22 protein-coding genes are annotated in these 24,957 nt (G+C 66.0%); 8 read left to right on the top strand and 14 right to left on the bottom strand.

All coding sequences use genetic code 11. From position 1 onward, the window contains the following. Positions 1 to 18: 18 nt before the first annotated feature. The 6 genes from VPH41_RS08625 to VPH41_RS08600 all read right to left on the bottom strand — a co-directional run bounded on the left by VPH41_RS08625 (position 19) and on the right by VPH41_RS08600 (position 4,298). On the bottom strand, positions 19 to 1,224 hold the full coding sequence (locus VPH41_RS08625; protein ID WP_328569649.1) for a hypothetical protein: 1,206 nt from the start codon (positions 1,222 to 1,224) through the stop codon (positions 19 to 21). 66 nt (positions 1,225 to 1,290) lie between these two features. Then, on the bottom strand, positions 1,291 to 1,950 hold the full coding sequence (locus tag VPH41_RS08620; RefSeq protein ID WP_287771886.1) for a glycoside hydrolase family 19 protein: 660 nt from the start codon (positions 1,948 to 1,950) through the stop codon (positions 1,291 to 1,293). Between the two features lie 137 nt (positions 1,951 to 2,087). Further along, on the bottom strand, positions 2,088 to 2,711 hold the full coding sequence (locus VPH41_RS08615; protein WP_152285165.1) for a DUF2589 domain-containing protein: 624 nt from the start codon (positions 2,709 to 2,711) through the stop codon (positions 2,088 to 2,090). A gap of 159 nt (positions 2,712 to 2,870) precedes the next feature. Further along, the gene (locus VPH41_RS08610) at positions 2,871 to 3,440 is read right to left on the bottom strand and encodes a hypothetical protein (RefSeq protein WP_328569648.1); all 570 of its coding nucleotides are present in this window, start codon (positions 3,438 to 3,440) and stop codon (positions 2,871 to 2,873) included. Continuing rightward, a complete protein-coding gene (locus VPH41_RS08605; RefSeq protein WP_152285163.1) occupies positions 3,427 to 3,708 on the bottom strand; it encodes a hypothetical protein in 282 nt (93 codons plus the stop codon). Before VPH41_RS08605 ends, VPH41_RS08610 begins: the two co-directional genes overlap by 14 nt. Positions 3,709 to 3,764: 56 nt before the next feature. Continuing rightward, positions 3,765 to 4,298 (bottom strand): DUF2589 domain-containing protein, encoded by a 534-nt coding sequence (locus tag VPH41_RS08600; RefSeq protein WP_287771893.1) that lies wholly within the window; start codon positions 4,296 to 4,298, stop codon positions 3,765 to 3,767. A gap of 219 nt (positions 4,299 to 4,517) precedes the next feature. On the opposite strand from VPH41_RS08600, the gene VPH41_RS08595 reads away from it, so the two are divergent. Next, positions 4,518 to 5,954 carry a hypothetical protein gene (locus VPH41_RS08595; RefSeq protein WP_328569647.1) on the top strand — a complete coding sequence of 479 codons (1,437 nt, stop codon included), beginning with the start codon at positions 4,518 to 4,520 and terminating at the stop codon, positions 5,952 to 5,954. Between the two features lie 66 nt (positions 5,955 to 6,020). On the opposite strand, the gene VPH41_RS08590 is transcribed toward VPH41_RS08595, so the two are convergent. The 6 genes from VPH41_RS08590 to VPH41_RS08565 all read right to left on the bottom strand — a co-directional run bounded on the left by VPH41_RS08590 (position 6,021) and on the right by VPH41_RS08565 (position 11,289). Next, entirely contained in the window at positions 6,021 to 6,572 is a 552-nt protein-coding gene (locus VPH41_RS08590; RefSeq protein WP_328569646.1) for a hypothetical protein, read from the bottom strand. A gap of 24 nt (positions 6,573 to 6,596) precedes the next feature. Next, complete coding sequence (locus tag VPH41_RS08585) at positions 6,597 to 7,676, bottom strand: extracellular catalytic domain type 2 short-chain-length polyhydroxyalkanoate depolymerase (protein ID WP_328569645.1); 1,080 nt, start codon at positions 7,674 to 7,676, stop codon at positions 6,597 to 6,599. Between the two features lie 106 nt (positions 7,677 to 7,782). Next, positions 7,783 to 8,397, bottom strand: coding sequence for a helix-turn-helix domain-containing protein (locus tag VPH41_RS08580; RefSeq protein WP_152285158.1), 615 nt, complete (start codon positions 8,395 to 8,397; stop codon positions 7,783 to 7,785). Between the two features lie 221 nt (positions 8,398 to 8,618). Continuing rightward, positions 8,619 to 9,596: a threo-3-hydroxy-L-aspartate ammonia-lyase gene (locus tag VPH41_RS08575; RefSeq protein WP_328569644.1), complete on the bottom strand. Its 978-nt coding sequence runs from the start codon at positions 9,594 to 9,596 to the stop codon at positions 8,619 to 8,621. Between the two features lie 33 nt (positions 9,597 to 9,629). Next, on the bottom strand, positions 9,630 to 10,622 hold the full coding sequence (locus VPH41_RS08570; RefSeq protein ID WP_328569643.1) for an ornithine cyclodeaminase family protein: 993 nt from the start codon (positions 10,620 to 10,622) through the stop codon (positions 9,630 to 9,632). Between the two features lie 4 nt (positions 10,623 to 10,626). Further along, positions 10,627 to 11,289 carry a helix-turn-helix transcriptional regulator gene (locus tag VPH41_RS08565; RefSeq protein ID WP_328569642.1) on the bottom strand — a complete coding sequence of 221 codons (663 nt, stop codon included), beginning with the start codon at positions 11,287 to 11,289 and terminating at the stop codon, positions 10,627 to 10,629. A gap of 127 nt (positions 11,290 to 11,416) precedes the next feature. Between VPH41_RS08565 and VPH41_RS08560 the strand changes: the two genes are divergently transcribed. The 3 genes from VPH41_RS08560 (at position 11,417) to VPH41_RS08550 (ending at position 15,652) form a co-directional block, all read left to right on the top strand. After that, entirely contained in the window at positions 11,417 to 12,490 is a 1,074-nt protein-coding gene (locus tag VPH41_RS08560; RefSeq protein ID WP_328569641.1) for an alpha/beta hydrolase, read from the top strand. Between the two features lie 133 nt (positions 12,491 to 12,623). Next, positions 12,624 to 14,834, top strand: a complete 2,211-nt coding sequence (locus tag VPH41_RS08555; protein WP_328569640.1) for a TonB-dependent siderophore receptor — start codon at positions 12,624 to 12,626, stop codon at positions 14,832 to 14,834. 119 nt (positions 14,835 to 14,953) lie between these two features. Then, a complete protein-coding gene (locus VPH41_RS08550) occupies positions 14,954 to 15,652 on the top strand; it encodes an alpha/beta hydrolase (RefSeq protein ID WP_328569639.1) in 699 nt (232 codons plus the stop codon). Positions 15,653 to 15,864: 212 nt separating this feature from the next. Here VPH41_RS08550 and VPH41_RS08545 read toward each other — a convergent pair whose 3' ends face one another. Beyond that, on the bottom strand, positions 15,865 to 16,851 hold the full coding sequence (locus VPH41_RS08545; RefSeq protein WP_193317664.1) for a magnesium and cobalt transport protein CorA: 987 nt from the start codon (positions 16,849 to 16,851) through the stop codon (positions 15,865 to 15,867). Between the two features lie 127 nt (positions 16,852 to 16,978). Here VPH41_RS08545 and VPH41_RS08540 point away from each other — a divergent pair, with 127 nt between their 5' ends. The 4 genes from VPH41_RS08540 to VPH41_RS08525 all read left to right on the top strand — a co-directional run bounded on the left by VPH41_RS08540 (position 16,979) and on the right by VPH41_RS08525 (position 22,261). After that, on the top strand, positions 16,979 to 18,169 hold the full coding sequence (locus VPH41_RS08540; protein ID WP_328569638.1) for a DUF2252 family protein: 1,191 nt from the start codon (positions 16,979 to 16,981) through the stop codon (positions 18,167 to 18,169). Between the two features lie 119 nt (positions 18,170 to 18,288). Further along, positions 18,289 to 18,816 (top strand): sigma-70 family RNA polymerase sigma factor, encoded by a 528-nt coding sequence (locus VPH41_RS08535; protein ID WP_152284962.1) that lies wholly within the window; start codon positions 18,289 to 18,291, stop codon positions 18,814 to 18,816. Then, positions 18,795 to 19,781: a FecR family protein gene (locus VPH41_RS08530; RefSeq protein WP_328569637.1), complete on the top strand. Its 987-nt coding sequence runs from the start codon at positions 18,795 to 18,797 to the stop codon at positions 19,779 to 19,781. Before VPH41_RS08535 ends, VPH41_RS08530 begins: the two co-directional genes overlap by 22 nt. A 62-nt stretch (positions 19,782 to 19,843) precedes the next feature. Beyond that, complete coding sequence (locus tag VPH41_RS08525; protein ID WP_328569636.1) at positions 19,844 to 22,261, top strand: TonB-dependent siderophore receptor; 2,418 nt, start codon at positions 19,844 to 19,846, stop codon at positions 22,259 to 22,261. 52 nt (positions 22,262 to 22,313) lie between these two features. Here VPH41_RS08525 and VPH41_RS08520 read toward each other — a convergent pair whose 3' ends face one another. Beyond that, complete coding sequence (locus VPH41_RS08520; RefSeq protein WP_328569635.1) at positions 22,314 to 24,683, bottom strand: TonB-dependent siderophore receptor; 2,370 nt, start codon at positions 24,681 to 24,683, stop codon at positions 22,314 to 22,316. Positions 24,684 to 24,957 lie beyond the last annotated feature (274 nt).

The raw sequence follows: 24,957 nt of genomic DNA, 5'->3' as shown, positions 1-24,957 counted from the left end.
CGCGGCCGCAGCCTGAACTTACAGGTCGCGCACGGCCAGGATGCGCACCTGGCCCGCGCCCTGCACGTTCCCGCCATTATTCCACAGCAAGCTGCCCTGCACGACGCCCAGCGTGGTCTGCACTTGCGCGGCGACGGCCGTCAGCACCGTGCCGCCCACGACCGCGCCGCTGCTGGCCGCCACCAGGCAATTGCCCGCAGGTGCGGGCGCGCTGTTGGGACCGTTCCACACCTGCGTATGGCTGCCCGCGCTGCCGTTCAGATTGCCCAGTCCATCGCAATTGAAGGCATACGAACGGGGCGTGGGCGCGCCGGCCGGCTGCAGGCGGATGGAATCGGACACCAGCCGCATGCCGCCCGACGGCACCAGCTGGATCTTGACGGACTGCCCCGCCGTGCGGATGCGGCCATAAGGGTTGGCCGAATTGCCGCTGCGTGCATGGTCGAGGCAGATTTCGATGCCGAAATCGATGGGTTTGCCCAGGCTGTCGTTGATGCCGGGGATGCGGAACAAGGCGCCGCCTTCGTTGACGCCCATGACATCGGCAGGCACGATGGCACGGGCGTCGAGCGGCAGCACGGTGCCGGGCGTGTGCTGCGCCACGGCGCCATTCCACTGCAGGAAATCGATGGGCGAAATGTAGTGCTTGCGCGAGACGTAGTTGTCCGTGCCATGCAGGGCGCCGCCGCGCTGGATCAGCGCGCAATTATAGATTTCGCCGGGCTGGCGCACGTCGATGACGAATTTGCCGTCGCGCTGGCGGGCAGACGGGAACGAGGCGCTCAGGGCCGTGCCGAAGACGAAGACCCAGTCCTCGTATTTCGCTTGCGCCACCAGCGCCCGCAAGCCGCCGAACAGGCCGCGCCAGCGGCCATTGTAGGGCGCGGGCAGGTTGAACTCGGCCGGCGCCTGGCCGTCCCAGCCGTCGATCAGGTCGTGCAGATAGGCGCCGCCCGCGCCCCGGTACAGGAATTCGGGCGCCATGAAGACCTTGAGCGTGCCCGCGCTGCGGTCGCTCGACAGTTCCGCCTTGGCGATGGCGTCGGCCGTGAATGCCAGGCGCGCCTCGATGTCCCAGCACTGCCCCAGCGCATCCGTGCGGTTATCGGGCGTCGGATCGAGCAGGCCGCTGTACAGGCCCGTCTTGACCGGCGGGCGCGTGACGACGAACGGACCCGTATGGACTTCCCACGAAATGAATTGCACTTTGCTGTAATTGCTCATGTGATTGCCTCTTCAAGAAAAAAGTTAAACAGGAGGGCCATGGCGCGCGGGCGCCGGCCCTGGTACTCAGGCGGCGGCGCCGACGCCGAGGATCTTGCAGGCCCGCTCCCAGTACGCGCGGCGCTGCGCCAGGCCATTCAGGCCGCCGTTGATGCGCCGCGTGATTTCGCTGAAATGCGCGTCGCCGCCCGCCTGCACGGTGCTGTCGGCCAGCTCGTTCAAGCCGTGCGCGCGCCAGAACCAGGCGGCCGACAACGCCGCACCCGCCGGCTCCTGCAGCAGGTCCGGATGCGTGAGCGCATCGCAGCCCATGGCGGCCGAAAAATGCGCATAGTTGTCGCGCCCCGTCAGCTGGATCAGGCCGCGGCCCCGGTAGGCCCAGCCATCGCCGCTGGCCTCGTCGCCATTGCCCATGCGCTGCGCATACACCTTGTTCGCCAGTTTTTGCGGGTTGTGCCCGTACTGTTCTGCTATCTGGTCCGTAGGAAAGCGCTGCGGCCACACCTGGCGCAGGCGCTGCGGGCTATAGCTGAGAAACTCCTGCAACTGGCGCAGCTCCGACGACTCCAGCAGGACTTGCGCCAGGAACGCCGCCTGCCGCGTGACGCTGTCGATGGCACAGGCGCGCATGCCGTTGTTGAGCGGCTCCGTCCACAGCTGCGCGCGCGTGTCGGCATCGGACGTGGTGAGCATCGCGGCCAGCTCGGTTGTGCTTAGTTCATGCATACTTCTCCCCCTCATGAGAATGGCTTAATGGGCTGCGGTAATGGACTTCTGATGGGCTGCGGCGGGCACAGGCTTGCAACGCCGCATGGCGCCATGGACGGGCCATGCGGCGCGCGAGCTATGCCGTCACTGCGGCATTACGGCTGATGCGCCACTGCTGCTGGCGGGGCAACGCGCGGCTGGATCGACGTTTGCAGGATGTCCAGCACGCGTGCCAGGCCTTCGGGCATGCCGCCGTCTTCGGCCAGCACCTGTACGTGGTACTTCGCCGAATTGTCCGAGCTGCGCGTGTTTTCCTTGTGCGTGGCAACCGAGCCTTCCAGATGCACCTTGACGCTGACGGGGCCCCAGCCGGCCTTGATGTCGGCCGAGAATTTGCCCGACTTGTCTTCCGTCTCTTTCGAGCTGAACGACGATTTCACTTCCATGTCGAAGGTGATGTCGACCTTGGTGATCGACAGGCTCGGGATCTTCACGATCGCCAGCAGCGGCACGTCCAGCGAGACGGACTCCTCCACCGTCTTGCTGGGGTCGGCCGGATCGGCCACGGGACGGGTGAAGGCGAAGTGCGCGAGGCGGGTGGCGCCCACGCCATCCTTGTCGTTGTCGGACGGCGGCATGAAGCCGATGTACTTGATGAAGTCGGCGGTCGCATGCGCCAGTTTCACTTGCGCGTCGCATGCGGCGGTCAGCGGGCCGCCGATCAGGTCGCCCATCGGCAAGCCTTTGAATTGCGATGCCATGTCAATAATTTCAGCCATTATCTACTCCTTTAAGATTAAACCCTTGCGGGTAACAGGAATCCACTTCGTGGATTAATATCAAACACCGCTTTTATTAACTTCCGCGATGCCGACATTATTAGATTACGCTTGAAAATAAATGATTGAATGGCAGTTTCTGACCATCGCATTAATAACTCAGCGACGCAGGGACATTAAATAACGGCGTATTTTCTTTTTAATGGAAACGGCCGTGACCTGGGCATCGTGCAGCTGTTTCAATTGCTGTTGCAATGCCGGTTCCAGGCGCACGATGCAATCGATCGCGCCCCGGTAGCCGGGCCGCGTCGCCGCGGCCAGGCTGATGGCGGCGCCCGCCTGGTGCGCATCGACCGTCAGGGCCAGCAGCGGCGCCGGCCGCAGCAGGCGCCGCCACCACGATGGCCGGCGCAGCAGCAAGGCCGGCTCCGTCTTGCGCTCCCAGCCGAACTGGCGCTCGATGCAATAACCGTACACCGTCACGCCCAGCGACTCCAGGCACCAGGCGTACTGGCGCTCGAACTGCCGGGCGGGAATGTGGCTGCTGGCGCCCGCGCCGGCGGGCGCATCGGGCAGCACGTAATGGAACGGCGCGGCGGCCGGCGCGAGGCGGGTGCCGTCCAGGCTGGCCACGCGCAGCGCCGCATTCGCCGCCACGTGGCTGCGCGCGACCGCCGCGCACAGCGCTGGCGCCTGCCACTGTGCGGGGCGCCGCTCAGCCCTGGCCATGCTCGTCCAGGAACATCGGCTTGCGGTCGAAACCGATGTTATAAACGGCATATTGCAGCACCACCTGGTGCTCGCCGATATTATATAAACCGAAACTCTTTTCCACATTCAGCACATAACCGCGCGGCGTCGATGCCAGGCAGAGATTCACCAGATCCATGGCTTGCTGCACTTCCGTTTCTGTTTTCATGCTTTGCGGATTATCGTTGCCGACAACGATGCGCTTGATAAAGCGGATATTAGTCAAATGAAAATTATTCGTGGCCAAGGCATTCTCCTGAAAATAGGCAATAGGCGGATTAATAGGCAGGCATGGCGGCCAGGTCAGGCCGTTTCGCCGCCCCGCCCCATGGCGACGGGGCCCTGCGCCTTGACGACGTCGTTGACCAGCCGCGCCAGGCCTTCCGACTTCTCCGTGGCAACCAGCTTGAGCTTGATGTGCACGGCATTGCCGTTCTTGCTGGCCAGCCCGCCATTGCCGGCGTTGACCATCAGTCCCGCCTTCTTGTCGGCCGGGGCCGCGCGGCCCAGCTGGTCCATGATGCCTTCGTGCACGCCGCCCCGTTCATGGTCTTCGAACGCGCCCAGTTCCACGTCCAGCTCGATCTCGGCCTCGCCGATGATCAGCGAACTGTGCGGCACGAGCGAAATCACCGGCACGCGGTAGTGATAGAACGCTTCCGGCGCCGCACCGCTGTGTATCGCGGGCAGTTCCACGTCGATCACGGTGGGCTGGTGCCGGTCGTCGAAGAATGACGCGATGTTGGCCAACTGCGCCTTTTCCACCATGTGCTGCGCATTCATCACCGAGCCGGCAATTGCCCGCACCATGTCCTCAAGACTCGTCAGGACAGCCATAGATTTCTCCCTATCTGGTTGATGTAACAGTTAAAAAAAGTAGCGACACAGCGAGCATAGACCCGTGCCATGGCGCCATGCCTGACCGATTCTGACGCCCGCCGCCAGCGCCAGAGATGGTCAGTCCCCGCCTGCCCGCGCGCCCTAGCATGGAATGTCGGGCGCCTGCGGCCACGGCCGGCGGCGCGCTACATCAACGAGCGGAGAACGGAGGACGGCATGAACATGAACGCGGTAACAAAAACCCTGCTACGTGGAACACTGATACCTGCAGCGCTGCTGCTGGCAGCGGCGCCGGCGGTCGCCGCCGGCGAGACCGGCCAGGACATCTGCTCGGCGCGCTTTCGCGGCACGCCGCAGCAGCAGGTGGACGCGATGCGCCAGCCCGTGCAGGAAGCCATCGAGACGCTGGACAACGCGCGGATCGAGCTGCCGTCGCCGAGTCTGCCCAGTGGCAACATCAACTACCTGAGCATCAAGCCCAGCTTCGCCGAGCAGACGGACAAGGTGTGCGTGATCGGCTACTTCGAGCTGTGGCGCAACAACAGCTACAGCACCCTGCCCTTGCTGGTCGACCATGTCGCCGTCGTCGACAGCCCCGATCCGCACGATGCGGCGCGCTCCATCAGCACCACGCGCATCTACTTCCGCACGCCCAGGATCGAAGAATTCAGCAATGCCGACGACTTGAAAGGCAGCTGGAATTTCTGGAACCGCCACCAGCCGCTGCGCCTGAAGATCGCCGCGTTCGACTATGAGGATGGCCAGCGCGGCCACGTCCACTTCGGCCGCGAAATGAAGCTGACGATCTCGGGCAAGGCCGCCAGCATGGTGGCGGCGATGCTGTTCGCAGCGGCCTGCTACCTGCTGGCCGCGGCGGCCATTCCTGCGCTGGGCGGCAACGGCGCGCAGCCGCCCCTGCCCTGGCGCCAGCGCTGGCGCCACTTGCTGCCCTGGTACATTACCGGTTCGGGCGGCCATGCCAGCCTGTCGCAGATGCAGATGCTGCTGTTTACGCTGATCGTCGCCACCTTGCTGTTCTACCAGTGGCTGCGTACGGGCCTGCTGCAGGAACTGTCGACGGACTTGCTGTACCTGATCGGCATTTCCACGGCCGGCACGGCGGGCAGCCAGATCACCACCTCGATCAAGAAGGAGCTGGAACCGCAGCTGTATGCCTATGCGCAGCAGCTGGGCTGGTTCACGGCGCCCCTGGCCGGCGCGCATGCGCAAGCCAGCGCCGCCGAACTGCTGCAGACGGACAAGCGTTTCGACATCTACAAATTCCAGATGCTGGTGTTTACCGTGGTGATCGCGGCCTATGTGATTGCCAGCGGCGCCGATGCCCTGGGCAATATCCAGATCTCGGCCACCCTGCTGACCCTGATGGGCATGAGCCAGGGCGCCTACGTGGGCGGGCACGCGGCGTCGGACCAGCTGAGCCCCCTGGAAGACCAGCTGACGGGCATGCGCGACCTGCAGCAGCGCTACCAGGCCAGCACGGACATGCGCGTGAGCGAGGAACTGCGGCGCCGCTTCCAGCTGGCGGCAGCGCAGGCCGGCGTGATGTTCAGCCGTATCTTCCCCCGCACCCTGCCCGACTACATGCTGGACATGCCCCTCGATGCGGCTTCCCCGGCCAAGGCGCCCGACTGACGGCGGGCGCGCAGGCCAGAAAAAAAGGAGAGGCACGCCTCTCCTTTTTCTTGCCGCTCAGGCCATTCAGTCGGCCGGCGCCTGCCTGCCTTGCGCCATGTCATCGAGCGCCTTGTGCGTGAGGATGCCGGAAGCGGCTTGCGCCGCGTTCAGCAGCGACGCCGTCTCTTCCGCGCCGGTGCGCAGCACGCCGCCCACGTCGGTCAGGAAGCCCGCCACCACCATGGAGACATCGTCGCGCGTCTGCGCCGCCTGCAGGTCCTGCACGCAGGCGTGCGCGCGCTGCGCGAAACCCTTGATGGTGCCGTTGCTTTGCGCCGACAGGTCATTGGACAGCTGCGCATGCAGGTCCATCAGGGTGAGCACGGTATCGGACGTCAGGCGCGCATCGAAGGAAGCGAGCTGCGTGCGGAACAGCGCGGCATAGGCATCGGATTGCGCCTCGCTCCATTCCTTGCTCATTTCCAGGGTCGCCTTGAGCAGCTGCGCCATCTGCGCGGGACCGGCTTGCGCACCGGCTTCGCGCAGGCTGGCATCGCCGGCGGACGCGAACTGTTTGTACACGTCCAGCGATGACTTGCCAAAGGACAGCCATTGGGTCAGTGGATTAAATGCCATGATCGTTTGCCATTTCAGGAAAGGTTAAGGAGCGGCAGCGGCAGCGGCGGCGCGCGGCTGGCCAAGGCGTTGCAGCATGGCGACGACGGCGGCCATCTGCGGTGCGCTGCGCGTCTGGAAATCGGGCCGGTGCTGGTCTTCGCCGGAATAGCCCCAGAAATCCCAGCAGCCCTTGGGATTGGGTGGAATGCCTCCGGACGGACGCACTTGCGGGTACAGCACGATCATGCGGTTCGCATCGGCATATTCGTTGTAGCCCGTGCCCATGTAGAAGCGTTCGCCCAGCTGCGAGGCGCCCTGCTGGCAGCCGTGGAACGCCACGTGCACGACGCAGGCATTGTCCTGGCACTCGCGCGGCACATAGGCATACCCCGCCTCGTCCATGCTGGAGCGGCTACCCTTGATGAATTCGCGCTGATCGAACTTGATGATGATCCCCGTCAGCGGGCCGGTGGCGGCAGGCCGGCTGCGTGTGCCGGACAAATGCGTCAGCAGTTCGGCCGACTGGGAAAAGCCGCAATTGTTAATGTACGGCGCGCGCGTTTCGGCGCACGCCGCGTCCTGCTCGCGCGCCGTGATGATCGCATGGCCCGCTTCATTCCTGCGATACAGGATGGCGTCCTGCGGCACACCGGCAAGCCGGTAGTATTCTGCCACCTGGTCGACGACGATCGTCCTGACCGTCGCGTCGCTTGCGCCGCTGAACACGTAGACGCGCTGGCGCGCCAGATTGGCTACCGGATCGATAGTCCCTTCCTGCGCGCGGCGCTGTGCGCTGCGCCAGGAGACGGCCGCACTCGGCCCGACGGCGGCGGAGAACGGCGACATGCACGTCGTTACGGCGTTCTGCAGCGGCGACTGGCCGGGATAGGTGGAGGCGCAATCGTAGGGTCCGGCGGCAATCACGCCGACGCCCTTGACCAGCGAGGAATATGCCGTTGCCAGCTGGGCTGCCATGAAGCCGCCCGAGGAAATGCCGGACACCGTGGTCTGGCTCAGGTCTGCCCCGTAGCCCGGCAATGCGGGCCCGGCGGCGGACGCCGCCAGCGGGATTGCTGCCAGTAACAGGCCGCATGGAACGGCCATCATCAATTTCATTTTCATAATCACCTTTCAATAAACGTTATATTCAATCGCAGGAATTGCCCGTTTATTTTAAGGTGCGGCATCACGGCCGGCATGACACTTTATGACATATCGCTTTACCGGCTCACGGATCGATGATTAATACCTCGCCAAAAGAAAACCCGCGTACCCGCTCGGTATTGAGCGGCAATTTAACGCCGGCGCACGATTCCACTTTCTTGCGCAGCCTTCTTAACATGGTATCGATGCGGTTCTGGTCGTACGACAGATAATCCTCGCCAAATGCCTGCACTATCTGCTTGCGCGAAACAGCCTCATTCACTTCCACCAATGCAAAGTTCTTGATGAATTTGAATTCCAGGCTGGTTAATTCCACGATGCGGCGATTTGGTGCTTCAAGGCAACGGTTTCCCATGCTGAGGCGCCATCCCGGCATGAGCTGGCGGGCCAGGTTCAGGATGCAAGTGAGCAGGCGCGGCCGCAATTGAATGGCGCCGCCGCTTTCGGCGGACGCATTGGCGTTGAATATGCGGATATCGCGCGACTCGCCGCCACCCGCGAGATTCAACGCCCCGCTGCTTGAGACAAATTCATGCGGCGGCATTAATTCGCCCATTGGCCGATTCAAATAGGATGCCAAATCCCGCACTTCGACGACCTGATAACCTGCGCTCTGAAAAAGCCTGGCCAGTTCGTGACTGCGTTCGGTATCGGCCCCTAACAAAAGTAGATCTATCATTCCGTTTATCTCTGTTCTTGTTTTTGAAGAGTAAACAGTAAGGTAAAGTAAACGGCGCAACCTGACATAATCTGACGCGATTATGCGGGCAATAGATCGCGGGGCCGGATAGTATTCGGGCGAACACTATCCGGCAGGCTGGGCAGGCAGCGCCAGACGCGCATCGGGAGGGTATGGCCAGGCCCGCTGAACGGGCCCGGCGCGGCAGAATGGGGCTGGCCTTAGTGTGCCTGGCCGCCCAGCAGCTCGCAGAAACGCGGCATGTCCACGTTGCCGCCGCTGATCAAGATGCCCACGCGCTTGCCGCGCAGCTGCTCCTTCATCTGCAGGGCGGCGGCAAAGCCCAGGCAGCCCGTGGGCTCGATCACCAGCTTCAGGCGCGAGGCGGCAAAGCCCATGCGCTCGACCAGCTGCGCGTCGCTGACCGTCAGCACGTCGTCGACGTCGCGCCGGATGATGGGGAAAGTCAGATTGCCCAGGTGCTGCGTCTGCGCGCCGTCGGCGATCGTCTTCGGCGTGTCGATGTGCACGATCTGCCCCGAACGGAACGATTGCTGTCCGTCGTTGCCCGCTTCCGGCTCCACCCCATACAGCTTGCAGGCGGGCGACAGCGCGCGCGTGGCCAGGGCCGAACCGGCCAGCAGGCCGCCGCCGCCCAGGCACACAAAGAAGGCATCCAGCTGTCCGACTTCCTCGAAGAGTTCCTTGGCTGCCGTGCCCTGGCCCGCGATCACGTGCGCATGGTCGTACGGCGGAATCAGGGTCATGCCCTGCTGCTCGGCCAGTTCGCGGCCGATCTGCTCGCGGTCCTGCGTGTAGCGGTCGTACAGCACCACGTTGCCGCCGTAGCCGCGCGTGGCGGCGATTTTCGCGGCCGGCGCATCGTGCGGCATGATGATGGTGGCGGGTATGCCCAGCAGCTGAGCCGACAGCGCGATCGCCTGCGCGTGGTTGCCCGACGAGAAAGCCACCACGCCGGCGCGGCGCTGCTGCGCGTCGAACTGCGACAGCGCATTGTAGGCGCCGCGGAACTTGAAGGCGCCCATGCGCTGCAGGTTCTCGCACTTGAAGAAGACCTGGGCGCCAAACTCCGCGTCGACGGTGCGCGAGGTGATGACGGGCGTCCGGTGGGCATGGCCCGCGATGCGGCCTGCGGCCGCCACCACGTCGGCGTAGGTGGGTAGTGTCAGGTTCTGCATGCTGTGTCGCCTTTCAGTGCGGGGTTGGATGGCCTACCAGGGCCAGGAAATGTCGATGCCGCTGCCGGCCGCTGCCGCCTGGCGGTGCACCAGGCGCGCCACGGTCAGGTCTTGCAGGGCCAGGCCCGTCAAGTCCAGCACCGTGATATCGCCGGCGCTTCTGGCCAGCGCCGCGCGCGCGTCCAGCAAGTCGCCCAGGCTGTGGCACGGGACGTCGGGCGCCCACTGCGCCTCGCCGATGCTTCTCGCCTGCGCCACGTCGTCGACCACCAGGCGCGCGCGCGCCAGCAAGCCTGGCGGCAGCTCGCGCTTGCCGCGCGTGTCGGCGCCGATGGCGTTGATGTGCGTGCCGGGCTGCACGGCGGCGGCGCTGAACAGGGGGCCGCGCCCCGGCGTGGCCGTGATCACCACGTCGCTGCCCGCCACGGCCGCATCGGCGTCGGGCGCATGGGCGATGGCGATGCGGTCCGCAAAAGCCGCCTCGAAGCCGGCATGCGCCTGGCCGGTCGAGCTCACATAGCGCAGCTGGCGCAAACGCGGCAGCACGCGCAGCGCATACTCGGTCTGCACCCTGGCCTGCACGCCCGTGCCGAACACGCACAATTGGGCGCTGTCGGGCCGCGCCAGCAGCTGCAGTCCCAGCGCGCCCGCCGCGCCCGTGCGCGCCGTGGTGATGGCATTGCCGTCGATGATGCAGACGGGCCGCCCCGTGGCCGGGTCCAGCAGCATGATGGTGGCCTGGTGCGGCTCGCCGCCCGCGGCGCGGTTGGCGGGCCAGAAGCCGGCCGCCTTGAAGCCCAGCAGGTTCTCGGCCGGCACGTCGCCCGCCTTGATGCCGAACACGCCCCCTGTCGCCAGCGCTTCACGGATGACGGGGAACACGCGGCCCTGCTGGCGGCTGTGCAGCACGAACGCTTCGTGCACGGCGGCCAGCACCTCGTCCGCCTGCAGGTGGGCGGCGACGGTGGCCGCGTCGAGCAGCAGCAGGCGCGCCGCGCCGGTGGCCATTGTGGTCGGTGGCGTCATGCGTTCATCCTTCCTGCCGCGCGTAGGTGTAGACGGCGGCGCGCGACACGCCCAGGTGTTCCGCGATGATTTCCATGGCGCGCCGCATGTCGAGCAGGCCAGCCCCGCGCAGCTCCTGCAGCAGGACGCGCCGCGCCGGCGCTTTCAGGGTGCGCGGCGTGGCGGCCAGGCGCGCCGCAAACTGGTCGATGCGCGCGCGGATGGCGTCGGCGCCGGCCGGGTCCAGCGACTCCTGCGGCGCGGCGCCCGCATCGACGGCCACGAACTGGTTCATGGCCGTTTGGAATCCCTGGAACAGGGTCAGGTCCACGTTCAGGCACAGGGCCGCGATGTACTTGCCATCGCCATCCTTGATGCCGATCGACGTGCTCTTGGCTTGCCGCCCGTCGGTGAATTTGTTCGGGTAGTTCGCCACCACCTGGGCAAAGCCGGGGTCGAGGATGCGCGCCAGTCCCAGTTCCGTCGCGGGCTGGCCCACGGCGCGCCCCGACAGGTTGTTGTGGATGGCCAGCACCGCGTGTTCGGGCGCCAGCAGGTCGTGCACGACCACTTCGCAAAATGGCGCAAAGGTGCGCGCCAGGCCATCGGCCACCTGCTTGAGCTGCTCGAGCAGCAGGACTTGTTCGGCGTTGCGCGCGGCAGCGGGAGGAGCGTCGTGTGTTTTCATGCAGACAGATTATCCAATTCTGGAAAAAGTGTCAAATTCTTTTCCTTCAGGCGATCTTCACGCCAGCCTCAGCCACGCTTCATGCGCGCTGCCGATACTGGCGCCATCCCCCTTGCCGGAGCCTGACATGAACCACACGATGATTTCCCCCTTCCATGCCCGCCGCCGCCTGCTCCTGGGCGCGGCCGCCATGGCCGCCCTCGCCGCCTGCGGCGGCAGCGGCGGGCCGCGCAACGCCAGCGCCACTGTCACGGACCGCCAGGTCGGCGTCGCCCCCGGCGTCAGCCTGCACGTGCGCGACTGGCCCGCGGCGCAGGGCCGCGGCGGCGACGCCGACGTGATTGTGCTACTGGCTGGCCTGGGCGGAAACGCCTATGGCTTCGACAGCCTGGCGCCCGCGCTGGCGCGCCGCCACCGCGTGCTGGCCATCACGCGGCGCGGCTACGGCTCTTCCAGCAAGCCGCTGCCTGCCGATGCTGCCGGCGATATCAGCTACGCGCCCGCCACCCTGGTGGCCGACCTGCTGGCCGTGCTCGACGCCCTGCAGGTCCAGCGCATCATCCTGGGCGGCCACTCCGTCGCCGGCAACGAGCTGACCCTGTTCGCCGGCAGCCACCCGCAGCGCGTGCGGGGGCTCGTGTACCTAGACACGACCTTCGACTACCTGGCCAGCGGCGGCTACAGCGAAGAGCCGGAACGCCTGTCCTTCGAGGCGCCCCTGCCCGGCCCGGCCGACCTGGCGTCGATGGACGCCTCGATCGCGTATGCCAAGCGGGTCAACAAGCAATGGTGGCCGGCACTGGAGGCGAACTGGCGCAACAGCCTGGAAGTGCTGCCCGGCGGCGCCGTGCGCTCGAATACGGCGCCCGCCATCGCCCGGGCCATGGACATGGCCGCGCACAATTTTTCACCCGACTACCGCCGCGTGCGCGCGCCGGCGCTGGTCGTCACCGTCGATCCCGGCACCTTGCGCAACCTGCTGCCATGGCTGTCGCCGCAGAGCGACCCGGCGGTCCTGGCAGAGGGCATGGGGTTTTTCGACATTTTCCGCCCGCTGCGCCTGGCCGATGGCGACAGCCTGGCCGCCGCCCTGCCCGGCTGTACCCGCCTGCTCATCCGCAACGGCTTTCACAGCGATTTCTTCATCGAGCATGAGCGCACCGTGGTCGATGCCATCGAAGCCATGCGTTGGGAAAAGTAGACAGGTCGTCAAGGCGAAAAGCATCAGCTGTTGCGTAAATGCTGCCCGCGCCATATTATTGAGAATGATTTCTATTCTCATTTAAATGGCGTGCCAGCCGTGCACGCTTCCACCCGCGCACACATACACCATCATGACTGATCCGCACCGCAACATGCCACCCTTCCCGCCACGGCACGGCGTCCTGGCCCTTCACCTGGCGCTGGCCGCCGGCCTGCTCGGTGCGGGCGCCGCCCACGGCCAGACCGGCGCCGAAGCCTCCGCCAACGCTACGCAAACGCTGGCGCCCATCGTCGTCACGGCCGGCACGCAGACGGGCACGGAAGGCAGCGGCTCGTACACCAGCAGCGCCAGCACGGCCGCCACGGGCTTGAACCTGTCGCTGCGCGACACGCCGCAATCGGTGTCGCTGATCACGCGCGAACGCCTCGACGACCAGGCCCTGCGCTCCGTGTTCGATGTAGTCAACAGCGCGCCCGGCGTGTCGGCCAAGGAAATCGACAGCGTGCGCAGCTATTTCTCGTCGCGGGGCTTCAAGATCGACAAGCTGCAGATCGACGGCATCCCCATGGCCGGCAGCGACGCGGGCGAAGCCAAGGCCGACACGGCCATCTACGACCGCGTCGAAATCGTGCGCGGCGCCACGGGCCTGATGAACGGCACGGGCAGCCCCTCGGCCTCGATCAACCTGATACGCAAGCATGCGGACAGCAGGACATTCACGGGCTCGGCCAGCCTTGGCCTCGGTTCCTGGCAGCGCCGCGACGGCGTGATCGACCTGAGCGCGCCGCTCAACGAGGCGGCGTCCGTGCGCGGGCGCGTGGTGGTCAGCGCCGAGGAGCGCGACAGCTTCATCCGCCTGGAACGCGCCGGCAAGGCGCTCGTCTACGCGGTGGTCGATGCGGACCTGGGCGCGGCGATGCGCCTGAGCGTGGGCGCCAGCGAGCAGCGCGACCGCCACCGCGGCAACCAGTGGTCGGGCCTGCCCCTGTTCTACGCCGACGGCGGGCAGCCCGACTGGGACCGCGCGGCCACCACGGCGGCCGAGTGGAACCGCTGGGACACGCAGCAGCGCAGCATCTTTGCCACCCTGGAACAGCGCCTGGCGAACGGCTGGAAATGGCAAGCCTCGGCCACGCGGCGCAGCAACACGGGCGACCAGTACCTGAACTGGATGAGCGGCAGCATGGAGCGCCATACGGGACTGGGCCTGGAAGCGCTGGTGATCGGCTACGGCGTCGACGAACACCAGACGGACGTGAACCTGACGGCCGTGGGCCCCTTCACCCTGCTGGGCCGCCAGCACGAACTGGCCGTGGGCCTGCTGCACGGCGAGCACACGATGCGCTGGCTGTCCAGCGACGCCAGCTTCACGCCGCCCATCGGCGACTTCCGCGCCTGGACGGGCGCCTACCCCGAACCGGCGTGGGCGCCGCAGCAACTGGGCAGCGACACGCGCACCACGCAGACCAGCGCCTACGGCGTCACGCGCCTGCAACTGACGCCCATGCTCAAGCTGATCGCCGGCGCGCGCCTCACCAACTGGCAGCGCGACGGCAAGCCGTCGCTGTGGACCGAGGTCGCCTATACCCAGCGCCAGCGCGGCGTCGTCACGCCATATGCGGGCCTGGTGTGGGACCTGGGGCCGCAAACCTCGCTGTACGCCAGCTACACGGACATCTTCGATCCGCAGGATTACCGCGACCGGCACGGTGGCTACCTGGCGCCCCTGAAAGGCAAGAGCGGCGAAGCGGGCATCAAGGGCGAGCTGCTGGACGGCAAGGTCAATGCGGCGCTGGCCGTCTTCCACGCCAGGCAGGACAACTTCGCCATCGCCGACGGCACCACCTTCGTGCCGAATACGCGCGAACAGGCGTACATCACCATCGATGGCGCCACCACCCGGGGCTATGAAATGGAAGCGAGCGGCGACCTGGCGCCCGGCTGGAACGCCAGCATCAGCTGGACGCAGTTTTCCACCGAAGACGCCAGCGGCAAGGCCATCAACACGGCCCACCCGCGCAAGCTGTTCAAGCTCTACACCAAATACCGGCTGCCGGGCGCCTGGCAGCAGCTGGCCATCGGCGGCGGCGTGAACTGGGAAGGCCGCAGCTACACCAGCGTGAGCAATCCCGCCACGGGCATGCCCGTCCAGGTGGGCCAGAACGCCTACGCCGTCGCCAGCCTGCTGGCCCGTTACGACATCAGCCGCCAGTTGTCGCTGCAGGTCAACGTCAACAATCTGTTCGACAAGCGCTACTACGCCAACCAGCTCGATGTCTTCAACAACATCACGTTCGGCGCGCCGCGCAACATTTTGGCCACGCTCAAATATGTCTTCTAGGATGGCTCCCATGGCTGAGGCAATGGCCTACAATGGCTGGGGTGCACGCCGCGCGCCTGCCCGCTGACAGGCCACGCGGCCCATCTCCCATCAGCGCCACCGCCACAAGGAGTATCCGCATGAGCCAGCAAGCCACCATCGTCCTCGTCCACGGTTTCTGGGGCGGCGCCGCCCACTGGAGCCGCGTCATTGCCGAATTGCGGCGCCAGGGCCACACGGCCATCCGCGCCGTCGAACTGCCGCTGACGTCGCTGGCCGACGACGCCGAGCGCACGCGCAAGATGGTTGCGCAAGTCGATGGCCCGGTGTTGCTGGTAGGACACTCCTACGGCGGCGCCGTCATCAGCGTGACAGGCAATGCGCCGAACGTGGCGGGCCTCGTGTATATCGCCGCCTTCGCCCCCGACGCGGGCGAAAGCGCAGGCAGCATCACGCAGGAACACCCGCCCCTGGGCGCGGCCAGCCTGGAAGGCGACAGCGACGGCTATCTGTGGGTCAAGCCCGCGCAATACCACGACAGCTTTTGCCAGGACCTCGATGCGGAAGAAGGCGCCGTGCTGGGCGTGGTGCAGAAAGCCCCGCTGGCCAGCACGTTCGGCGACACCGTCAGCGACCCGGCCTGGCGCCACAAGCCCAGCTGGTACCAGATTTCCAGCGCCGACCGCATGATTTCCCCCGTCAACCAGGAGCGCATGGCGGCGCGCCTGCAGGCGCGGAAAGTCATCACGCTCAACGCCAGCCACGCTTCGCTGGCTTCGCGCCCCGTGGAAGTGACGGCGCTGATCCTGGAAGCGGCTGCCGCGGTGGCCGGGGCATAGGCAAAAAGAAGGCTCCTGGGTCACAGGAGCCTTGTGGCGTCGGACGCGTCATGCGGCCCGGGCTGCACGCGCTGGGGTGGTCGCAGCAGCCGGACGCGGCGTCCACGCCAAGGAGGTCATGACCATGTGCCACCTTCGCCAGGACAGCTTCATCGTAGCAGCTAATTGCGCGGCAAAACTCTCCAATATTTGCACGGTGGCGGCCTTTGCCGCTACAGCCAGCCATCCTTTTTCAAGCGGCGGTGCAGCAGATAGCAGCCGACAAAGATGCCGACGATGACGGCTGGATAACTGCCGCGCCATTTCAGCTCCGGCATGAATTCGAAGTTCATGCCGTACAGGCTGAACACCATGGTGGGCACGGCCAGGATGGCGCCCCAGCCGGCCAGGCGCTTGACGACTTCGTTCTGGCGGATCGAGATCTGCCCCAGCGCCACCTGCATGGCCGAATTGACCATTTCGCGCATCTGCCCCGCCGTGTGCGTGACCCGTTTCACGTGATCGAGGATGTCGCGGTAATAGATGCGGTTTTCCTTGGGCACGATATCGCCATGGAAGCGGATCAGCTGGGTACAGATTTCATGCAGCGGGTTGACGGCCGCGTCCAGCTTCAGCAGCTCCGTCTTGAGCTGGTAGAAGTCCTGCAGCTTGTCTTCGCTCAGACTGGGCTTGAACAGCTGGGTTTCATATTGCTGGAACTTCGCCTGCAAGTGGTCGATGCAGGGCTGGTACTGGTCGACGATGAAGTCGATGATGGAATACAGCACGTAACCGGGTCCGCTGGCCAGTTTTTCCGGCACGCTCTCTTTGCGCTCGCGCAACTTCGCATAGCCGGCCGAGGGGCCATGCCGCACGGTAATGATGAAGCGGCAGCCCAGGAAGACGTGCGTTTCGCCGTACACGATGGCGTCGCCATCGAGGCTGGCCGTGTGCAGCACCATGAACAGGGTGTCGCCATATTCTTCCAGCTTGGGCCGCTCGTGCGCCCCTTCCGCATCCTCGACGGCCAGCTCGTGCAAGCCGAAGGCCGCTTGCAGCGCCTGCATGGCGGCCGTATCGGGACCGGCCAGGCCGATCCACACGAAACAGGCGGGGTCGTCGAGGAAGTCGCCCACCTTGTCGATATCGAAGTGGGCGATCTTCCTGCCATCGCGATAGGCTTCGCAATTGACGACGGCGGCGTGCTGGCTCAAATCCATGTTCATTTCCAAAAATAAAAGTTAGTTGCAGCTTAAGGCAGACATGGTTGTCGCTCTGTTAAGCATTTCACGACGCAACAAGGCGCGCAGGCATAGTATGGAGGAAACTTACCAAAAGGAACGCACCTTGCCCAGATTGCCCTCCCCCGACCAACGCCGCCAGCTGCTGCTGGACCGCCGCGATGAAAAAATGGCCCGTTCGCCCCATGCCTATGTGCGCGGCAATACGGCGCAGTATTACGAATGGCTGCAGGCGCAGCCGGGCCACAGCTTGCCGGAAGGACCGCCCATCTGGATCTGCGGCGACTGCCACCTGGGCAACCTGGGACCGCTGGCCGGTGCCGACGGCAGCGTGGAAATGCAGATCCGCGACTTCGACCAGAGCGTGATCGGCAATCCCGCGCACGACCTGGTGCGCCTGGCCCTGTCGCTGGCGACGGCCGCGCGCGGCTCTTCGCTGCCCGGCGTGGTCACGGCCAGCATGCTGCAGCACATGCTCGACGGCTATGCCTTTGCCTTCCTGCCCGGCGAATTGCAGCTGGCCCTGCCACGCCCCGCCGTCGTGCGCACGGCCTTGCGCGGCGCCGTGCAGCGCTCATGGAAGGAACTGGCCGAGGAACGCTTCCTGGAAACCCGGCCCATCATCCCCATGGGACGCAACTTCTGGCCCATTTCCAGGGAAGAAAAAAAGGCCATCGCCGCCCTGTGCGCGTCGTCGGACCTGCGCGCGCTGGTGACGCGCCTGAAATCGCGGGGCAAGAAAGTGAAGCTGGAAGTCATCGACGCGGCCTACTGGGTCAAGGGCTGCAGTTCGCTGGGCCTGCTGCGCTACGCCGTGCTGCTGGGCCTGGGCGACGGCGAATACTGCCTGATCGACATCAAGGAAGCCGTGCAAGCGACCTCCGTGCGCTATGCGCACGCCAGCATGCCGCGCGACAACGCCAAGCGCGTGGTGGCGGGCGCGCGCCACCTGTCGCCCGCGCTGGGCGAGCGCACCATGCCGCAGCGCTTTCTGGGACGCGGCATCTTCGTGCGCGAACTGCTGCCGCAAGACCTGAAGCTGGAAATCGACGAACTGAGCGTGGAAGACGCGGCCAGCACGGCCAGCTACCTCGCGTATGTGGTCGGCTGCGCGCACGCGCGGCAGATGGACTGGTCCACGGGCATGCACTGGATCAAGCAATTGCAGACGGACCGCAACGATGGCAATCCGATTCCCCCGTGGCTGTGGAACAGCGTGCTGCAGCTGATCGCCAGCCACGAAACGGGCTACCTGGAACATTGCCGCAGCTATGCCCAGCGGCGCCAGGCCAGTTAGCACGCTCCATTGACATTCAGGCACGTCGATGTAAAATGAGAACCATTCGCATTTAAGAGGAGCCTGCACGCGCCTGCGCCAGCGGCACGGGGACTTCCGCGCCCAACCTGGAGTGTGCCGTGACGTATGCCGTATCCCCTGCCGCCGAGTCCCAAGGCCCACCATCATTGAGCCAGCTGTATGGCCAGCACCATCCGTGGCTGCTGCGCTGGCTGCGCGGCAAGCTGTCGTGCACGGACCACGCGGCCGACCTGGCGCAGGATACCTTCGTCAAGCTGCTGGCCACGCCCGGCGAGCGCGCGTTCACCCTGCGCGAGCCGCGCGCCTACCTGACCACCGTGGCGCGGCGCCTGCTGATCGACCATTACCGCCGCCAGTCGCTGGAACAGGCCTGGCTGGCCACCCTGGCGCAGCTGCCCGCGCCCGTCACGCCGTCGGCCGAAGAGCGCCTGCTGATCCTGGAAACCCTGCACCGCATCGACGCCATGCTCGACGGCCTGGGCGCGAAGGTGCGCACGGCCTTTTTGCTGTCGCAGCTCGAAGGCATGGCGTATGCGGACATCGCCGCGCGCCTGAAGGTAAGCGAGCGCACCGTCAAGCGCTACATGGTGCAGGCGCTGGCGCAATGCATCCTGCTGCTGGCATGAGCGCCACGGTCGATACGCGCGCCGCGCAGGAAGCGGCGCACTGGATGATGCGGCTGCAAGGCGGCGAACTGGACGACGAGGCGCGACAGGGCCTGGCCCGCTGGCGCGCCCGCCATCCGCGCAATGAAGCGGCCTGGCAACGGGCCGAGCAAGTGTGCCGCACCTTCGGCATGCTGCCCGCGCCGCTGGCCACGACCGTGTCCATGCCCGTACTGGACCGCCCGTCCGGCGCACAGCGCCGCGCCGCCCTGAAAACCCTGGCCGTGCTGATCGTTGCCGGCCCCGCCGGCTGGGCCATGCTGCGCGTGGCGCCATGGCAGCAATGGTCGGCCGACGTGCGCACGGCCACGGGCGAAATCCGCCACCTCGCCTTGGCCGATGGAAGCGAACTCAGCCTGAACACGGCCAGCGCCGCCGATATCGCCTACGGCGACGCGCTGCGCCTGTTGTACCTGCGCGGCGGAGAACTGCACGTGGCCACCAGCGCCGATGCGCGCCAGCGTCCCTTCATCGTGCGCACCAGCAATGGCAGCATCCGCGCCCTCGGCACGCGCTTCACGGTGCGCCAGGACGACAGCCTGCTGAACGCGCGTACCCACGTGGCCGTGGCGCAGGGCGCCGTCGAAGTGCGGCCCGCCGGCGGGCGCCCCGTCATTCTGCAGGCCGGCTGGCAAGCCAGCTTCGACGGGACGGCCGCCAGCGCGCCGCAGCCGCTGGCGCCCCATGCGGACGCCTGGACCAAAGGATTGCTGTATGCGGATGACACGCCGCTGGCCCAGGTGCTGGCGCAGCTGGCCCGCTACCGCCACGGCGTGGTGCGCTGCGATCCGGCCGTGGCGCGGCTGCGCGTGTCGGGCGTGTACCGGCTGCATGACACGGATCAATTGCTGTCATTGCTGCAGGCTTCGCTGCCCATCCGCGTGCGGCGCCACAGCCGTTTCTGGATTTCCGTCGAGCCAGCATAAAAATTTCTAAAAAGAATGTCCCTTTCGCGCATGTGCCCCGTCAATCCACACAGGACCAACACATGAACGAAGGGAAACAAGCAATGAAGCATTACCGCACTACCCGCATGACCCTGGCCCTGCTGGGCAGCCTGGCCCTGGCGCCGCTCGCGCACGCGCAGCAGCGCCAGGAAGCGCCCGCGCGCCATTACCAGGTGGCGCCCGGCCCCCTGGGCACGGCCCTGTCCGCCTTTGCAGCCGATGCGGGCGTCAGCATTTCCGGCGCCGCCAGCCTGTACGCGGGCTTGACCAGCCGCGGCTTGAACGGCAACTACCAGGTGGCCGAGGGCTTTGCCCGCCTGCTCGATGGCAGCGGCCTCATTGCCATCGACCAGGGCGGCGGCAACTACGCCGTGCGCCTGCAGCCCTCGGCCGCCGACGCCGCCACCCTGCCCGGCATCGCCGTGCGCGCCACGGCCGAGCGCAGCACCAGCACGGAAGGCACGCATTCTTACACGACGCCGGCCACGGCCAGCGCCACGGGCCTGGTGCTGGCCCTGCGCGAGACGCCCCAATCGGTCAGCGTCATCACGCGCCAGCGCATGGACGACCAGGACTTGCTGACGGTGCGCGACGTGCTGCGCAACACGCCCGGCATCGCCGTCAACCAGTTCGACACGGAACGCAGCACGTTTTCCGCGCGCGGCTTCGACGTCGACAATTTCCAGTACGACGGCGTGCCCACCACGTACAAGGTGCAGTATTCGGGCGGCGAATCGGAAATGGATTCGCTGATCTACGACAGGGTGGAGGTGACGCGGGGCGCCACGGGCTTGCTGACGGGTGCCGGCTACCCGTCCGCGTCGATCAACCTGGTGCGCAAGCGGGCCAGCGCCAGGCAATTCGAGGGGCAGCTGTCGCTGGCGGCGGGATCGTGGAGCGACTACCGGGGCACGGCCGACCTGGCCGCGCCGCTGAGCGAAGACGGCTCCGTGCGCGGCCGGGTGGCGGGCGCCTGGCAAGACCGCAAGTCGTTTACCAATGGCTATTCGAACCAGCGCCAGCTCGTCTACGCCACCGTCGAGGCGGACCTGGCGCCCGGCACCGTGGCCACGCTGGGCGCCAGCTACCAGAAGAACGACCCGAAAGGCAGCAACTGGGGCGGCTTCCCCCTGTGGTACAGCGACGGCACGCGCACCGATTTCGACCGTTCCGTCACCACGGCGCCCCGCTGGTCCGCCTGGGCCACGCAGCAGACGAACGTGCACGCCACCGTCGAGCACGCGCTGGGCCAGGGCTGGAAGGCGCAGGCGCAAGCCATGTACAGCAAGCACACGGAAGACACGCCGCTGGTGTTCCTGGCCGAACGGCCGGACAAGGTCACGGGCCTGGGCATGCTGGGCTACCCGAACCGCTACATCGGCGCGCGCGACCAGAGCAGCATGGACGTGAAAGTCTCGGGGCCGTTCAGCCTGGGCGGACGCCAGCATGAAGTCATCGTGGGCGCCAACTACACGGTGCAGCACGCCGAATTCAAGGTCAAGGAAGCGCTCGACCCTGAACCGATCGGCAACTTCCTGGCCTGGGATGGCAGCTACCCGCAGCCCGCCTGGGGCGAGCCCGTACTGTCGGAACAATACACGACCAAGCAATATGGCGCCTACGGCGCGGCGCGCCTGAACGTTGCCGACAACACCAAATTGATACTCGGCGGGCGCCTGAGCCGCTGGGACAAGGACCGCATCGGCTTTGACGGCAGCGCCCGCTTCGCCTTTGCCAAGAGCAAGTTCGTGCCGTATGCGGGCGTGGTGGTCGATCTGAACGACACGTATTCGGCGTATGCCAGCTACACGGACATCTTCCGCCCGCAGGAAAACCAGGACCGCACGGGCGCCTGGCTGGAACCGCTGACGGGGCAAAGCCTGGAAGTGGGCTTGAAGGGAGAATTGGCCGGGGGCCGGGCCAACGCGTCCGTCGGCGTCTTCGAGATCAGGCAGGACAAGCTTGCCCAGCCGGACGGCGCCCACAACATTCCCGGCACCACCACGCAAGCGTACTATGCGGCGCGCGGCGCCACCAGCCGCGGCATCGAGGGGGAACTGTCTGGCCGCCTGGCGCCGGGCTGGAACGTGACGGCCAGCGCCAGCCACTTCCGCGCCAAAGACCGCGAGCAGCAGGACATCAACACCCTGTCGCCCCGCTCGACGGCGCGCCTGTTCACCACCTGGAAAGTGCGCCCCGACCTCACCGTGGGCGGCGGCGTCAACTGGCAAAGCAAGTTCTACTTTGACGACGAGGGGCCGAACGGCAAGGAAAGAGTGACGCAGGAGGCCTACAGCACGGTGAGCCTGATGGCCACGTACCAGTTGTCGCGCCAGCTGACGGCCCAGCTGAACGTGGAAAACGCGCTGGACAAGAAGTACATCAACATCAATACCTACGCACAAGGCACGTACGGCGTGCCGCGCAGCGTGCGGGCGACCTTGACGTACCGCTTCTGACGGCCATGCAAACCGGGCGCCCAGCGCCCGGTTTGCGCGACATCAGGATCACTCAGTAACGGTAGTTCAGACTCAGCATCGCATTGCGCGGGTCGCCGTAGCTGACGCGGCGGCCCGTGCTGATGCCGTAGTAGCTGCGGTCCGTCAGGTTGTTGAAGTTGAGGGACAAGGCCAGGCGGTCGGAAATCTGGTAGCGCGCCATGGCGTCGAACACGGCGTAGGAACCCTGGTGCACGGTGGTCAGGCCGCCGCGCACGGCCCGGGTTTGCTGCCAGGTGCGCGATTGCCAGCGGGCGCCGCCGCCCACCGTCAGGCGCGGCATGGGCTGCCAGGTGCTGTACAGGCTCAGCTGGTCTTCCGGCGCCAGGGTATTGACCTTGCCGCCGGCGTCGCGCGCCACCTTGTGCGTGTAGCCGGCCTGCAGCTGCCAGCCCGGCATCAGCTGGCCCGACACTTCCAGCTCCACGCCGCGCGAGCGCACGCCATCGATGGCGCGGTAGGCATCCATGCCAGTCACCCTGTTGACCTCGTCGACCGATTCGGCGTAGTTATCCTGGCGCACCTCGAACGCAGCCGCGCTGGCATTCAGGCGGCCGTTCAGGAACACGCCCTTCACGCCCGCCTCGATATTCTTGCCCAGCACGGGGTCCAGCGTCCGGTTGTTCACGTCGCGGCTGTTTTGCGGGCTGAAGATATCGCTGTAGCTGGCAAACGCCGTCAGGTCGGGCGCGAAATCCCAGGTCAGGCCCGCGTACGGCGTGAAGATCGACGCTTCGTCGATGTCGGCCGTGGGGTTTTCGTACGAGGAGAAACGCCCGCCGAGGATCACGTGCACGCCCTGCGGCAGCGAAAAGCGGCCCGTCGCATACACGGCCTTCTGGCGGATGACTTCGCGCGCCGTGTCCAGCACCCACGTTGGCTCCGGCACCTCGCCCCGGTAGGTATAGATATTGTCGACATTGATGAAGGAATACAGGCTGAAGACGTCGTCCGACTGCTTGCGGTAGGCGTTCGCGCCCACCACCAGTTCATGCGTGCGGCCCAGCAAGGTGAACGGGCCTTTCGCATACACATCCAGGCCATTGCTGGTCGCGTCGCTGTTGTACTGGCGCGCCGTGACGGCGGTGCCGCTGCCGTCCGCCTTCGGGAAGCTGTCGAGGTAGGCGACGGGCGCGTACAGCGCATTGGCCTGGTGGATCAGGCGCAGATTGGCCATCCAGCCGTTGTCGAAACTGTGTTCGAGCGAGGCAAAGACGGATTTGGCTTCCGTCTGCTGCGTGCTCCAGGTGGGCGCGCCGTTGAACGAACGGGGCATGGTGAAACGCTTGCCGTCCGCGTCGAACAGGGGCGCGCCGCCCCAGTCGCTGTTGCGCGGCACCGTGTGCTGATAGTCGGCGCCCACGGTCAGCAAGGTGCGCGGCGACAGATCCGCTTCCACGGTGCCATACGCGAGTTCGGAGCGGCGCTGGTAGCGGTCGACGAACGAATGCTTGTCCTGGTACGAGGCCACGGCGCGCGCGCGCACGCTGCCGCTGTCGTTCAAGGGGCCGCCCACGTCGACCATGCCGCGGTAGTTGCTCCACGATCCCGCCGACAGGTCGGCCAGCGCGCGCAGTTCGCGCGTGGGCTTCTTGCGGATCAGGTTGACGGTGGCGCCCGGCGTACCGGCGCCGCTCATCAGCGCGTTCGCGCCCTTCAACACTTCGACCCGGTCGTACAGGTCCATATTGGCCAGCGATTCGCCCAGGTTCAAGGACGCGTCGCGCGTCCACGGCAAGCCGTCGTAGCTGAAATTGTCGAGCGAAAAGCCGCGCGCATAATAGATCGTGCGTTCGCTGTCGATGTGCTGCACGTACACGCCCGGCGTATGGTTCAGCACTTCGCTCAGCTGCACCAGGCCGAAATCGTCCATCTGCTGGCGCGTGACGACGCTGATCGCATGCGGCGTTTCGCGCGGCGACAGCACCAGGCGGTTGGCCGTGCTGACGGCGCCCGTCGTGTAGGACCCCGTGTCTTCCGTCACCTGGCCCAGGTAATTGGTGGTGATCAGCACTTCCGGCATGGTGGCCTCGGGCGAGGCAGCCGCCTGCACTGCGCGTTGCACGGTATAGACGCCGCTGTCCGTCTTCAGCAAGGCCAGCTGCGTGCCCTGCAAGGCGCGGCGCAGCGCCTGTTCCGCCGTGAAATCGCCCTGCACGGGGGCGGCGCTGACGCCGCGCGCCAGTTCCGCATCGATGGAAATGCGTACGCCGCCACGGCTGGCAATCGCAATCAGGCTCGCGTTCAACGGCTGAACAGGCACGTCGTAGCGCATGGTGGCAGGCGCGGTTTGCACGGAGGGCGTCTGCGCCAGGACGGCGGGCGCGGCGCAGGAAAGTAACAGTACAGCCAGGGGAATCTGGCGCATCAACAATGGTGGCATGCTGGGACTCTATCTTGGTGGTGAAGGAAAAGTGGTGCTACACCAGGTATGAGCCGCGGCGCGCCAAAAGTGACAGTGGCGACGCAAAATAAATGTCTCTGTCATCGGCAAGTAGGGGAAACGCCGGAATCTTCCGTTGGCTGTGCTGTCCGACTCTGCATATTCACAATGCAGGGAGCCGATCATGCAGCCAGCCGAATGGATCCGTTTTATCGCCCAGTTTGCTCGCCTGAACCGGCGCCAGCGGCAGGCAGGCATGGCCTTGCTGCGTGGC

Source organism: Janthinobacterium sp. P210006 (genome assembly GCF_036231885.1).
Classification (GTDB): domain Bacteria; phylum Pseudomonadota; class Gammaproteobacteria; order Burkholderiales; family Burkholderiaceae_D; genus Janthinobacterium; species Janthinobacterium violaceinigrum.
This window is presented reverse-complemented; position numbering and strand designations above follow the sequence as displayed.